This is a genomic window from Niveispirillum sp. GW835-FHT14G11, assembly GCF_058793615.1.
In genome coordinates this window covers 1-13,611 of the sequence record NZ_JBXAFZ010000016.1, presented here as the reverse complement: position 1 = coordinate 13,611, position 13,611 = coordinate 1, and the positions used below count along the sequence as shown (strand labels likewise).

Annotated in this window: 9 protein-coding genes; 6 read left to right on the top strand and 3 right to left on the bottom strand. The window is 65.4% G+C overall.

The features are described from left to right. Window positions 1-31 precede the first annotated feature (31 nt). Together AC1Q7F_RS25355 and AC1Q7F_RS25350 are read right to left on the bottom strand one after the other, a co-directional pair. Window positions 32-2,026 (bottom strand): sialate O-acetylesterase, encoded by a 1,995-nt coding sequence (locus AC1Q7F_RS25355; protein WP_492511334.1) that lies wholly within the window; start codon window positions 2,024-2,026, stop codon window positions 32-34. Beyond that, window positions 2,023-4,146, bottom strand: coding sequence for an alpha-glucuronidase family glycosyl hydrolase (locus AC1Q7F_RS25350; protein WP_492511333.1), 2,124 nt, complete (start codon window positions 4,144-4,146; stop codon window positions 2,023-2,025). Before AC1Q7F_RS25350 ends, AC1Q7F_RS25355 begins: the two co-directional genes overlap by 4 nt. 270 nt (window positions 4,147-4,416) lie before the next feature. Between AC1Q7F_RS25350 and AC1Q7F_RS25345 the strand changes: the two genes are divergently transcribed. From AC1Q7F_RS25345 to AC1Q7F_RS25325, 5 genes are all read left to right on the top strand, one after another. Further along, window positions 4,417-5,142 carry a GntR family transcriptional regulator gene (locus AC1Q7F_RS25345; RefSeq protein ID WP_492511332.1) on the top strand — a complete coding sequence of 242 codons (726 nt, stop codon included), beginning with the start codon at window positions 4,417-4,419 and terminating at the stop codon, window positions 5,140-5,142. A 28-nt stretch (window positions 5,143-5,170) separates the two neighbouring features. Continuing rightward, on the top strand, window positions 5,171-6,379 hold the full coding sequence (gene manD / locus AC1Q7F_RS25340; RefSeq protein WP_492511331.1) for a D-mannonate dehydratase ManD: 1,209 nt from the start codon (window positions 5,171-5,173) through the stop codon (window positions 6,377-6,379). A gap of 184 nt (window positions 6,380-6,563) precedes the next feature. After that, window positions 6,564-7,835 (top strand): MFS transporter, encoded by a 1,272-nt coding sequence (locus AC1Q7F_RS25335; RefSeq protein ID WP_492511330.1) that lies wholly within the window; start codon window positions 6,564-6,566, stop codon window positions 7,833-7,835. Window positions 7,836-7,956: 121 nt separating this feature from the next. Further along, a complete protein-coding gene (locus AC1Q7F_RS25330) occupies window positions 7,957-11,049 on the top strand; it encodes a TonB-dependent receptor (RefSeq protein ID WP_492511329.1) in 3,093 nt (1,030 codons plus the stop codon). Between the two features lie 188 nt (window positions 11,050-11,237). Continuing rightward, window positions 11,238-12,371, top strand: coding sequence for an endo-1,4-beta-xylanase (locus tag AC1Q7F_RS25325; protein ID WP_492511328.1), 1,134 nt, complete (start codon window positions 11,238-11,240; stop codon window positions 12,369-12,371). A 28-nt stretch (window positions 12,372-12,399) separates the two neighbouring features. Here the strand turns inward: AC1Q7F_RS25325 and AC1Q7F_RS25320 are convergent, their stop codons facing one another. Next, entirely contained in the window at window positions 12,400-13,071 is a 672-nt protein-coding gene (locus AC1Q7F_RS25320) for a GntR family transcriptional regulator (RefSeq protein ID WP_492511327.1), read from the bottom strand. 297 nt (window positions 13,072-13,368) lie between these two features. Here AC1Q7F_RS25320 and AC1Q7F_RS25315 point away from each other — a divergent pair, with 297 nt between their 5' ends. Further along, window positions 13,369-13,488 (top strand): DUF2613 family protein, encoded by a 120-nt coding sequence (locus AC1Q7F_RS25315; protein WP_492511326.1) that lies wholly within the window; start codon window positions 13,369-13,371, stop codon window positions 13,486-13,488. Window positions 13,489-13,611: the final 123 nt, after the last annotated feature.

Sequence of the window (13,611 nt, the reverse complement as noted above, 5' to 3'; positions counted from 1 at the left end):
ATGTCAATGCGGGTGTTGGGGTGGTGACGGGTCACTTCACCACCGCCTCGAACGGTCCTGGCGGCTGGCGCGCGCTGTCCTGCAGGTTGCAGATGGGACTGTCGGCCCAGCAGTAGCGCACCCGGATTGCCGGCCCGTCGCCCACGGGCAGGGTCACCGTGTCGCCCGACAGGGACGCGTCCACGAAGCGGCAGGTGCCCGGCCCCTCGCCACACAGCTCGAACCCAAGCGGGCGGTGATAGGAGAGGGCCTTCAGGCTGCCATCGATGTCGGTAAAGCGCACCGACACGGCGTCGCCGCTGCGGGTGACGGATGCCGGAAGGGCACCAGACGGCGCGATCTTCTCGCCCAGCACCACCTTGCGCGCGGCGCGGACCAGACGCTTGGCCACGATCTGCTTGTTGGCGGGGTGGATGTCGTACCAGTCGCCCACCCCCAGCGCCACGGCCAGCCCGGCCCTGGGATCGGCGGCCACGGCGGCCCGCTGGCTTTCGCGCAAATCCGCCCAGCCGCTTTCCATGGGCCTGTCGGACGGGTATCCCCATTCCGGCAGCTGCACCACCAGGAAGGGCAGGTCGGGACCGAACTGCCGCCGCCAGCCGGCCATCAGACCGGTCAGCAGGGATTTATACTGCACCGGCCGGCCGGTATTGCTTTCGCCCTGATACCAGAGGGCGGCGCGCACCCCATAGGGGCCGATGGGGGCCAGCATGGCGTTATGGATGGTGGACAGGCCGTTGACCGTGCCCCAGGGCGCCTGGGGTGCCATGGCTGTATCGACGGGTGTGGGCTTGAACTGCCAGGGCGTGGGCAGGGTCAGCCGCGCGCCGTCGGCCAGTTCAATGGCCTGAGCCTCTGCCGATCCATAAAGCCCGCCATCGCCATAGCCGTCCAGGATCGCCAATGTGATGGTATTGACGCCTTCCTTCAGCGTGCCGGGCGGCAGCGGATAGCGGCGCGGATCGCCGGGGCCGTACAGGCTGCCGACCGGGGTGCCGTTCACCCAGGTGACGTCCAGATCGTCCGCCGGCCCCAGATGCAGGGCGATGCCGGCCTTCGCCTGTTCGGCCGTCAGGGTGATGCCGGCGCGCATCCAGACGATGCCGTTATAGGCGGCCATGTCCGCGATGCCCCAGGTCTCCCACGGGCGGAAGGTGGCGGGGGCGGGACGCCAGCCCTCGCCCTGGCCGAAGGTTTCGCGCCACAGCTCCGGCTGGCCGATGCCTTTCCACCAGGCCTGCCAGCCGCCGATGAAGGCGCGCACCCCCTCGGCCCGGTTGCGGTCATAGGTGGCCAGGAAGGCCAGGGCCTCCTTGTAATCGGGCTGCTGGCGCAGCGCCTCCACCGGCATCCAGCTCTCGATGGTGGACCCGCCCCAGGCGGTGTTGATCAGGCCGACCGGCACCTCCTCCAGCTTGCGCATCTCGCGGCCGAAGAAATAGCAGACGGCCGACATGTCGCCGACAGTCTGGGGCGAGATCACCTTCCAGGAGACGGGCTTGCCGAAGCTGCGCTTCACGGATGTGGCCGTATCGCGCTCCACATTCAGATAACGCATCATCGGCTGGTTGGCGCGGGTCCCGGTCTCATTCCAGGCGTCCAGCGAGCGGCGGACCTGCATCTCCATGTTCGACTGGCCGGAACAGAGATAGACATCGCCGATCAGCATATCGGTCGCCGTCTGCTCCGCCGTCGCCGTCTTCGCCGTCAGGGTGAAGGGGCCGCCGGCCTTGCGGGCGGGCAGGGTGGCCTGCCAGCTTCCATCCGTGCCGGCCTTGGCGGTGGCCTTCTCGCCGCCCAGGGTGACGGTGACGCTTTCCCCCGGCCTGGCATCACCCCACACCTTGATGGGCTGGTCACGCTGGAGCACGCCATGGTCCTGGAACATCGGGTGCAGCAGGGGGGCATCGGCGGTGTGGGCGGGCATCACCGCTAATCCCATCACGACCGTCACCCCGGCGAAGGTCGGGGTGACGGTAGAGAGAGCGGAGGAGGACAGGCCCAATGTCGAGGCAGACTGTTTCATTTGCCATCTCCCGGTGCGAAGGGGAAGCTCAGGGACTGGTAGTATTGCAGGCTCCGCGGCGGCGGTTTCTCACCCGGCGGCAGGGGCAGGCCATGGAAGCTCTGCCAATAGGCCACGCTGGCATCGCGCCACCATTGCGCTTCCCGTTCCTGGATCGCCAGGAAGGTGGCGGTCTGGGTCCAGCGGGCCCCGTCCACCTTGTCCTTCAGCCCGTCCCAGGTGCGGCGCATGCCGGCCACCGTCTGGATACCGTTTCCATAACGGTACAGCAGCTCCACCCACAGGGTGCGGCCGGTGGAAAGCTTCTCCTGCCAGCCGATATGGTGGAACCAGAGCAGCAGTTCCGGCGGCGTGGTCTTCACCGTGTTGAACCGGTCGGCCCAGACCTTGGCATATTGGTCCACCGCCCCGCTGCCCCGGCGCGTGCGGTCGAAGCCGATGCCGTCCTTGGTGGCGCGGTGGTAATAGACGGAGGTCCAGTCGGCGCGCGGGCCGCCATCGACCCAGGGGGCCGGCCCGTAATGATGGCCGCGGCCCATCAGGTGATGCAGGCCGATGGGCGTCATATAGTTCACGACCGCCTCATGTGAGCCCATCATCATCGACAAGATGGGATCGACGATCATGGGATCGGGGCTGAAGGTCGCCGCGATCCATTCCAGGGCGATGGCGTCGGATGTCAGGCCGTGGTTCCAGGCCAGCCTTCCATAGGCGTACCAGTTGGCCTGGTCGAAATGGGACCCGGACCAGTTGCGGTCGCTGCCGATATTGGCGACGCCGGCCATGGCCGACAGTTTGTGCCGGTCCAGGCTGCCATCCACCACCTTGGCCACCGTCGATCCCTTGGCCGGGCGGAAGGTGTCGGCGTCCAGCGTCTCCTTCCACATCGGCGCCAGATAGGCCAGATGCGTGGCAAAGCCCAGATATTCCTTGGTGATCTGGAATTCCATCATCAGCGGCGTCTTGGGCATGGCGCCGAACAGCGGATGGAACGGCTCACGCGGCTGGAAATCGATGGCGCCGTTCTTCACCTGCACCAGCACATTGTCGCGGAATTTGCCGTCCAGCGGCACGAACTCAGCATAGGCCTGCTTGGCGCGGTCGTCGGGCGTCTCATGGCTATAGACAAAGGCCCGCCACATGACGATGCCGCCATGGGGACTGAGCGCATCGGCCAGCATGTTCGCACCATCGGCATGGGTGCGGCCGTAATCCTGCGGCCCTGGCTGTCCCTCCGAATTGGCCTTGATCAGGAAGCCGCCGAAATCGGGGATGATGGCGTAGATCTCATCCGCCTTGGCCTTCCACCAGGCGACGACGGCCGGGTCCAGCGGGTCGGCCGTGGGCAGGCCCCCGATCTCTTTCGGTGCGGAGAACCGGGCCGTCAGATAGACCTTGATGCCATAGGGCCGGAACACCTCTGCCAGCGCCGCTACCTTATCCAGCCAGGGACGGGTCAGGATGGTGGCATTGGCATTTACATTGTTCACGACCGTACCGTTGATGCCGATCGACGCGTTGGCGCGGGCATAGTCGGTATAGCGCGGGTCCTTCCAGTCGGGCAGCTTGTGCCAGTCGAAGATTGATTCGCCCGCATAGCCGCGCTCGACATAGCGGTCCAGATTGTCCCAATGGTTCAGGATGCGGCGGTCGATCTTCGGCACGTCGCGCACGGAAAGGGCGGTCAGCGGCCCCTGTTCCTGGGCCAGCCGCAGCAGATGGAAGGCACCATAGAGCAGGCCGGTCTTCGTGCCCGCCGCGATCACCGTGCGGTCCCGCACGGACCGGATGACATAGCCGTCATTGCCCAGGCCCGACAGATCCAGCCCCAAAGCCTTGATGGCGGGATCGTCAGCGGTGCCCAGCAGCACCCGGCCGCCGGCAGCCACCGGCACCGGCCTTCCCAGCAGGCCTGACAGGCCGCGCGACAGTTCCGTCACGGCGGTGTCATTGCCATCCGCTGCCTCGATGCTGCCCAGGCGGGTTTCCGCCTGGGCAAGTGCGGCACCTGTCAGCGGCCGGAACCGCAGCCACAGATCATAGCCGTCTTCGGCCCAGGCCGGCCCCAGCAGGCCGGCGGCGAGCATCAGCCCCGCCAGCAGGCGTCCAAGCAATCGCATATTTCCTCCCTGCCGCCGGCCTGTTTCGGCCGGTCGGCGCATGTGCTTTTTTCTCCGTCATCCCGGCTTGTCACCGGGATGACGAGTTGAGCTGCCTTGTGGGAATTATGGTAGCGCTATCAAAAATCCGCAACAGCGCCCTTGACCGTCACTGGTATGGTAGTATACATGAATGGTAACGGCAACGACGTTGTTATGATTGCCGCCGAAACCTCGACCGGGAAATACCGGTTCCGGGGCTCGGGAATAAGGATGAGGGAGTGCAAGCGCTTGGAACGGGACCAGGAACGGCCCGGCCTGCGGCCGATCGATATGGACAGCAATGAACCGGTGGCGCGCCGCGTCTTCCGGGAGCTGCGCCGCGCCATCGTCCGCATGGTGTTTCTGCCGGGACAAGCCCTCTCTGAACAGGAAATCGCGGACCAGCTTGGCGTGTCGCGCCAGCCGGTGCGGGAGGCCTTCATCAAGCTGGCGGATGCCGGCCTGTTGCAGATCAAGCCGCAGCGCGGGTCCTTCATTGTCAAGATTTCGGTGCGCCAGGTGTTCGACGCCCGTTTCGTGCGCGAGGCCGTGGAAATGGCCGTTGTCGCCCGTGCGGCGGCGGAGGCCACGCCCAGGCATATCGAGGATTTCCGTATCAACCTGAAGCAGCAGGCCCGCGCCATCGAGGAGCGCGACCATGCCCGTTTCATGGAACTGGACGAGGCTTTCCACCGCTCCATCGCGCTGTCGGTCGGGTGCGACTATGCCTGGCGCGTGGTGGAGGAAACCAAGGCCCAGATGGACAGGGCCCGTTACCTGTCCATGACCGATGCCACGCCGCTGCCGCGCCTGATCGCGCAGCACACATCCATCGTGGATGCCATTGCCGCGCATGATGCTGATCAGGCGCAGGCGGCCATGCGCACCCATCTGCGGGAAATCCTGGCCTCTCTGCCGGAGCTGGAGAAGCGGTTTCCCGCCCTGTTCAACCATGACATTCCGGACCCGCCATAAGGGCAGGGGACCGGGGGAGCCACCGTCGATGCGCATCACCAATGCCTATTGCATCGTCACCTCGCCGGGACGCAACTTCGTGACGCTGAAGATCGTCACGGATCAGGGCGTCTATGGTATCGGTGACGCGACCCTGAACGGGCGCGAACTGGCGGTGGAATCCTATCTGACCGACCATGTCATCCCCTGCCTGATCGGCCGGGATGCCCATCAGATCGAGGATATCTGGCAGTATCTGTACAAGGGCGCCTATTGGCGCCGCGGCCCCGTCACCATGTCGGCCATCGCGGCCGTGGACATGGCGCTGTGGGACATCAAGGCCAAGGCCGCCAACATGCCGCTCTATCAGCTGCTGGGCGGCAAGAGCCGCGAGGGCGTGATGGTCTATGCCCATGCCAATGGCCGCGACGTGCCGGAGGCCCTGGACCGCGTCGCCTATTATAGGGAAAAGGGGTTCAAGGCCATCCGCGTGCAAACCGGCGTGCCGGGTCTGGACAAGGTCTATGGCGTGCAGAAGGGGGAGGCGTATGAGCCCGCCATCCGCGCCGGCACCCCCGACGAGACGCTGTGGGCGACCGAGCCCTATCTGGATTTCGCGCCCAAGCTGTTCGAGGCGGTGCGCGAGAAGTTCGGCTGGGACCTGCACCTGCTGCATGATGTGCATCACCGCCTGACCCCGATCGAGGCGGCCCGGTTGGGCAAGTCGCTGGAGCCCTATCGCCTGTTCTGGATGGAGGACCCGACCCCGGCGGAAAATCAGGAGAGTTTCCGCCTGATCCGCCAGCACACGACGACGCCGCTGGCCGTGGGGGAAGTGTTCAATTCCATCCATGATTGCCGGGACCTGATCCAGAACCAGCTGATCGACTATATCCGCGCCACCCTGGTGCATGCCGGCGGCATCACGCATCTGCGCCGCATCGCCACCCTGGCCGACCTGTATCAGGTGCGCACCGGCTGTCATGGCGCCACCGACCTGTCACCCGTCTGCATGGGGGCGGCGCTGCATTTCGACAGCTGGGTGCCGAATTTCGGCATCCAGGAATACATGATCCATGCCGACGTGACCGACGCCGTGTTCCCCCATGCCTACAGCTTCAAGGACGGGTACCTGTATCCGGGTGAGGCACCGGGCCATGGCGTGGATATCGACGAGGAACTGGCCGCCAAGTACCCCTACACGCCGGCTTATCTGCCCGTCGCGCGGTTGCGCGACGGCAGCATGTGGAATTGGTGATGCCGTAGGTCAGGTCGAGGGGCGGAGCCCCGAGCCCTGACAGGAAAGGCCACAAGCTTTGCTGTCAGGGCTCGCCTCCGGCTCGACCTGACCTACGGCAAGAATACCCGCTTCAATCCTTCCCCCGCCGTCGCCACCCGCGCCGGTGAACGCCCGCCTTTTGCCCTGAAGGAACGCGCCGCCCATGCCCACCACCCCCCGCCTTGGCCGACGTTGGATCGTTGTGGCGCTGCTGTTCGCGGCCACGGTGATCAATTATGTCGACCGGCAGATGCTGGGCCTGCTGAAGCCGACCCTGTCGGTGGAGTTCGGCTGGACGGAGACGGATTATGCCGACATCGTCTTTGTGTTCCAGGCCGCCTATGCCGTCTGCTACCTGCTGTTCGGGCGGTTCATCGACATTATCGGCGCGCGCTGGGGCTATGCGCTGGCCTTCACGGTGTGGAACCTGGCCCATATCGCCCATGCCGCCGCCGCCACCCTGGCGCAGTTCATGGCGGCCCGCCTGTTTCTGGGTGCGGGCGAGGCGGGGAACTTCCCGGCCGGGCTGAAGGCCGTGGCCGACTGGTTTCCCCGGAAGGAACGGGCCCTGGCGGTCGGTGTGTTCAATGCCGGGGCCAATATCGGCGCCATCATCACGCCGCTGATCGTGCCGGTCATCACGCTGACCTGGGGCTGGCAGGCGGCGTTCGTGGTCACGGGCGTGCTGTCTTTTGCCTGGCTGGGGGCCTGGCTGGCCTTTTACCGCACGCCGGAAACGCACAAGACCATCAGTGCGGAAGAACTGGCCCATATCCGGTCCGATGCGGAGCCGCCGGTGACCACCCGCATCGGCTGGTCCGTGCTGCTGGCCCGGCGGGAGACCTGGGCCTATGCGGGGGCCAAGTTCCTGACCGATCCGGTCTGGTGGCTGTTCCTGTTCTGGCTGCCCGACTTTCTGGCGCGCACCTATGGGCTGGACCTGAAAGGGTTCGGGCCGCCGCTGGTCGCCATCTATATCCTGTCGGATGTCGGCTCCGTGGCGGGCGGCTGGTTTTCCTCCCGCCTGATGAAGGGCGGGATGGGCGTCAATGGCGCGCGCAAATTCGCCATGCTGGCCTGTGCTGCCTGCGTGCTGCCCGTGGTCTTCGCCACGTCCGCGTCCGGCCTGTGGGTGGCCGTGCTGATCCTGGGGCTGGCCACGGCCGGGCACCAGGGGTTTTCCGCCAACCTGCTGACCCTGCCGTCCGACCTGTTCCCGCGTGCCGCCGTGGCGTCGGTGGTGGGGATCGGCGGCATGGCCGGGGCCGTGGGCGGCATGCTGATGTCCAAGTTCACGGGATGGGTGCTGGATACAACCGGCAGTTACACCCCCATCCTGCTGGTGGCGGCCGGCGCCTATCCGTTGGCCCTGCTGCTGCTGCACCTGCTGTCGCCGCGCCTGGCGCCGGCGGCAATGGAGGGACCGTCGCCGTAACCGGATCAGGTTTGGCACCCGATCCCATGTTACGGCCCCGGGTCCGTTTAAAATTGTTAGCGGTATCAATGTCTTGAACCTAAAGCCGCACGAACGGCGGCATCAAAGGGAGGGAGTGAACATGAATACGCATAATAATCGTCCCCATCGCCGGCCCGCCAAGGCCCTGTTGCTGGCCGCCAGCTGCCTGGCGGCGGGCTTTGCCCTGCCGGGCCAGGCGCAGACCGTATCCGGCGGCAGCGGCGCCGACACGCTGGAAGAGATCGTGGTGACCGGCTTCCGGTCCAGCCTGGCCAATTCCACCAATGACAAGCGCAACGCCACCGGCTTCCAGGACAGCATCTTCGCCGAGGATATCGGCAAGTTCCCCGATACCAACATCGCCGAGAGCTTCAACCGCGTTCCCGGCATCACCATCAACCGCGAAGTGTCGGGCGAGGGTATTTCGGTCGCCATCCGCGGCCTGGGCACCAACTTCACCCGCGTGCTGCTGAACGGCGCACCCGTCGCCGTGGCATCGACCGGCCGCACGGATGCGCAGAGCACCAACCGCGAGGTCGATCTGGACATGTTCCCCACGGAACTGTTCTCGCAGTTGACCGTGTCGAAAAGCCCGAATGCCGGCATGGTGGAGGGCGGTGCCGCCGGTACCGTCAATATGCGCAGTGCGCGTCCCTTCGACAGCGACGGACCGCGCGTCAGCTATTCGATCCAGGGCACCAAGAACAGCGAGGCCGACAAGTGGGGCGGCCGCACCTCCGCCCTGGCCAGCAATACCTGGGGCAATTTCGGCGCCCTGATCGGCGTGGCCGCCGTGCGCAACCAGGTCAGCACGCCGGGCTTTGAGACCATCGGCTGGACCAATCCCAACCTGTCGGCCGCACAGTGCGGCGCCACCACCGGCTGCAACAGCACCGGCGGCGGCAACTGGACCATCCCGGCCACGGTGCCGGCCAATGCCGGCAACGGGCTGACCACGGGTGCCACCCTGGACCGCGCCGCCCTGCTGGCGCTGAACCCCGGCCTGACCATCCAGCAGCTTGACAATGCCATCATCCCGCGCCTGGGCCGCCCGGCGGAGATTTTCGGCACCCGCGACCGGATCAGCGCCGTCGCCGCGTTCGAGCTGCAGGCCACGGAAGACCTGCATTTCTATGTCGACAGCCTGTATGGCAAGAAGAAGAACGACCTGGAACGCGTCGACATGAACTGGATCGGCCGCAACGGCGCCATGATCCCGATCAACATGAAGGTCGACCGCACCGACTGTTCCGCCGGCTGCGTGGTGACCGAAGCCACCTTCGCCAACGCCCAGTTCTTCCTGGAATACCGCCCCTTCCTGGAAGAGACGGAATTCTACGGCGTCAATCCCGGCTTCGACTATCAGATCACCGAGGATCTGAAGTTCGACATGCAGGCCAACTATACCAAGTCCACCTTCCATCGTGAATCGCCCACCGTCGGCCCGCTGACGCCCGCCAGCTCCGGCGTCACCGTCACCTATAAGAATGGCGGCGGCGTTCCCGACATCTCCAGCAATATCGACCTGAACGACCCGACCAAGTTCGGCTGGCCCGGCGGTCGCGTCAACATGCAGGATGAACGCCGCACGACGGAAACCAAGGGGGCGCGCGCCAATCTGACCTGGGGCGACGATACCCTGAATGTGAAGGTCGGTGGCGCCTGGGACGATGTGTCCCGCCGCATCCGCGCCTATGATAACAGCCAGGCCTGGCAGAACGCCGTCTGCGGCAACAATCCGTCGGTCTTCGTGCCCAGCCCCAACAGCCAGCCGCCCTGCGCCGGCCTGAACCAGCCGGGCGCGGCGCCGGCCGGCTATCCGACATATCCGGGCTACGGCACGGGCTTCACGGCGGGCCAGACGGGTGGCGTCACCTATAGCGGGTCGCTGATCCCCAACGCGTCCTTCGCCAACTATCTGAAGCCGGGCAAGTTCGGCTTCCTGACCGTGGATTGGGACAAGTTCAAGGCCGACAGCAAGTATGACCAGTTCCATGATGCGACACCGGAGGCCGGTTCGTCCAATACCGGCGCGTCAGGCGGCTTCATCGGGGAAGAGACGCTGGGCGCCTATGGCGAGGTGAACGGCATCCAGCAGATCGACGGCCAGGACCTGCGCTTCAATGTCGGCCTGCGCTGGGTGCAGACCGACCAGAAGGTGGGCGGCCGCGTCAGCCTGCCCGATCCGCGCAACACGCCGCCGGCCCTGAACGGCGCGCAAATTCCCGATGGTTCGCGTTATCCCAACATCACCAACTTCGTCTATATCAACAACAAGTACGACAATTGGCTGCCCTCGGCGTCCGCCGCCTATAATGTCGCCGACAATGCGGTGGTCCGCGCCGCCCTGTCGCGCACCATGACCCGTCCGGACCCGAATGCCCAGTTGCCGGGCCTGAACTTCTCCGGCCCCTCGGCCGATGTCGGTTCGGTCGGCAACTCGGCCCTGGCCCCATACATCTCCGAGAATATCGATCTGGGCTTCGAATATTATACGGGCCGCGAGGGCTATATCGGTGTGGCGGCCTTCCGCAAGGCCATCACCGGCTTCACGGTGAACGGGTCCAGCACGGTGCCGTTCAGCGCGCTGGCCGCCTATGGCGTCACGTTCGACACGCTGTCGCCGACGCAGCAGGCTGCCATCAATTCCCGCGGCGGTCCGGGCACGGCCACGGTGGTGTTGCAGCAGCAGGTCAATGCCGAAGGCCGCCTGACGGTCAATGGCCTGGAATTCAACTGGGTGCAGCCGCTGGACTTCCTGCTGGAAGATGTCGTGCCGGGCCTGGGCTTCCTGGCCAATGCCACGATCATCGACCAGAAGGGCAAGGGTGCCGCCCCGGCGGTGGCCATCGGCGTGGCCGAGTATACCTACAACGTCACCGGCTATTACGAACATGGCGGCATTTCGGCCCGCATCTCGCAGACCTTCACCAAGGGTGCGCAGACCAGCGGCCTGAACCAGAACGGCATCCCCGCCGCCGCCTTGTTCAGCGACGATTACCGGCAGTGGGACTTCTCCTCCAGCCTCGACCTCAACGAGATCCTGAAGCGCGATGGCCTGCCGCAGATCACCTTCGATGTCACCAACCTGACGAACGCCAAGCAGCGCAGCTACTTCCAGTTCGACAATGCCACCTTCACCTCCTACACGCCGGGCCGGACCTTCATGATCGGCCTGCGCGGCCGCCTCTGATCAGGCGTACGGTACTTCCCTCAAGGGTCGGCCTGTCTCCCCGATAACCGGCCCAACTGGCGGCCCGCACGCGCGGGCCGCCTTTTTCTTCTGTGACCTGGGCCCGGCTTTCCTCCGCAACCCCATTTCCCACGCGCCCTCGTCCTGTTATGTTATCGCTAACAATAGCAAACCCTGGGAGATGCCCGATGAACCCCCGCCTGTCCCGCCGCCAGATCCTTGCCGGCGCGTTGGCCGCTGCCGCCATCCCGGCTCTGCCGGTGCCGGCCGCCGCCCCCGGCCCGTCGCTGAACGATCTGGCCAAGGCCAAGGGTCGCCGCTTCGGGTCGACCGTGGGCACCGGCAAGCCCGGCACCCTGACCGGGTCCTTCGCCGATCCGGCCTATCGCGATCTGCTGGTGGCCGAATGCGGGCTGCTGGTGCCGGAGAATGAGCTGAAATGGGGCGCACTGCGGCCCTCGGCCGATGTCTATACGTTCCAGGCGGCGGAACGGTTGCTGGCCTTCGCCGGGGAGAAGGGCCTGGCCATGCGCGGCCATACCCTGCTCTGGCACCATCCGCGCTGGCTGCCGGGCTGGCTGGACACGCATGATTTCGGCGCAAACCCCGCGCAAGGCGTAGAGAGGATGATCGCCGACCATGTCGCCAGGGTGGCCGGTTCGTACAAGGACCGCATCACCTCCTGGGACGTGGTGAATGAGGCGGTGGACGCCGACACGGGTGGGCTTCGCGACACGCCGTTCACCCGCCATGTGCCGGCGGAGCGTATCCTGGACCTCAGCTTCCACAAGGCGCGCGCGGTGCTGCCCCAGGGCCAGCTGGTCTATAATGACTATATGAGCTGGGAACCCGGCCATGAGAAGCACCGCGACGGCGTGCTGCGCCTGCTGGAGGGCTTTCGCAAGCGTGGCACCCCCGTCGATGCCCTGGGCGTGCAGTCGCACATCATGGTGGTCGATGATGGCCCGAAATATGACGAGGCCGCCTGGCGCCGCTTCGTCGACGACGTGGTGGGCATGGGCTATGGCCTGCTGATCACTGAATTCGACGTCAATGACAAGGGCCTGCCCACCGACATCGCGGCCCGCGACAAGGGTGTGGCCGATTATGCCCGCGCCTATCTGGACCTGATGCTGTCCTACCTGCAGATGGGCGACGTACTGGTCTGGGGCATGGTCGATAAGTTCTCCTGGCTGCAGGGCCTGACCCCGCGCGCCGATAAGCAGCCCTTCCGCTGCTGCCCCTATGGCAGCGATTACCAGCCCCATCCGCTGCGCGACGCCATCGCCGGGGCGCTGCGCGGGGCGGTGGCCAAGGGGTGATGCAACCGGCCGGCGGCCCGTCGCCGGCCTATTCCGCCGCCCGCTGTCCGGTCAGCGAGATATATTCGGCGAAGATGTCGCCCTGGATGGTCGTGTGCTGGCGCAGGCGGCGATAGGCGATCTCCGGGTCGCCCTGCTGCACGGCATCCAGGATGGCGGCATGGTCGCGCAAATTCTCCTCCGCGCGGCCGGGATAGTTCAGCTGATAACGGCGATAGGGCACCAGCTGCAGCGCCAGCTTGTCCGTCATCTCCACCAGCACGTCATTATGGCTGCCCCAGACCAGCAGCTGATGGAACTTGCGGCTGGTGGTGTAATATTCATCCTGGCGGCCGGCAGTATAATGCTCCTCGGACTGCTTATGCACCTCGGCCAGCTTGGCCTTTTCCTCTGGCGACATGCGGCGGGCGGACAGCTTGGCGCACAGGCCTTCCAGTTCCGACATGACCTCGAACATGTGGATCATGCGGCGGATATCCATGCTGGCCACCACCGCCCCCTGGCGCGGCCGCTTTTCCACCAGACCGCTTTCCACAAGTTGCAGCACCGCTTCACGCACGGGCGTGCGCGAAATGCCGAAACGGCTGGCGATCACCTCCTCATCCAGGCGGGACCCGGGACGCAGGCGGCCCATGAAAATGTCCTGTTCCAGGGACACGCGTACATGTTCGGCATGCGTTACGTGTGTGGGCTTGCTCATCCGACCTCCAACGCGCCCCCGCGCGCTCCCTTCAAACCTGGGTGAAACAGCGCCGCCAGCCTTACCGGCAAAGGACGGCGCTCTTGCCATGTATCGGTCATGCCTGTGGGCAAGTCAAGCTGTCGCCGTGAGTTTGGATACGCAGATTGGCATATCTGCATACATCGCGCCCGCACCGCGTATCCAGATACTCCCTTCCCTCCGTGGCGCCCGCATTTGCGGCAACCGCGCGCAACCTTCCCCTGCCGCGCGTGTTTCCTGATGATGCACCAATCGGGGAGAAGGACGATGTGTGGAATGATGGTCCGTCTGGCGGCCGTGGCGGCCGTCGTGGGGCTACTGGCCGGTTGCGTGGCCGTGGTACCGCTGGGGGAAACGACATCGCAGGCCAAAACGACATCGAAGCAGAAGTCCTGACACGCAATGTCCAGTGTTTAATTTCCATAATTTAAATTATCACGCGCATGTCTGTAGGCGCGGTGGATTCTATTTTGAAGTGCGACTCTCTTTTATAATCAGATGGTTAGCAATGGAGGCTGC

Coding starts and splice junctions, on each gene's coding strand:
- AC1Q7F_RS25320 (WP_492511327.1), bottom strand. CDS start 13,071: ATGAGCAAGCCCACACACGTAACGCATGCCGAACATGTACGCGTGTCC.
- AC1Q7F_RS25325 (WP_492511328.1), top strand. CDS start 11,238: ATGAACCCCCGCCTGTCCCGCCGCCAGATCCTTGCCGGCGCGTTGGCC.
- AC1Q7F_RS25350 (WP_492511333.1), bottom strand. CDS start 4,146: ATGCGATTGCTTGGACGCCTGCTGGCGGGGCTGATGCTCGCCGCCGGC.
- AC1Q7F_RS25315 (WP_492511326.1), top strand. CDS start 13,369: ATGATGGTCCGTCTGGCGGCCGTGGCGGCCGTCGTGGGGCTACTGGCC.
- AC1Q7F_RS25355 (WP_492511334.1), bottom strand. CDS start 2,026: ATGAAACAGTCTGCCTCGACATTGGGCCTGTCCTCCTCCGCTCTCTCT.
- AC1Q7F_RS25335 (WP_492511330.1), top strand. CDS start 6,564: ATGCCCACCACCCCCCGCCTTGGCCGACGTTGGATCGTTGTGGCGCTG.
- manD (WP_492511331.1), top strand. CDS start 5,171: ATGCGCATCACCAATGCCTATTGCATCGTCACCTCGCCGGGACGCAAC.
- AC1Q7F_RS25330 (WP_492511329.1), top strand. CDS start 7,957: ATGAATACGCATAATAATCGTCCCCATCGCCGGCCCGCCAAGGCCCTG.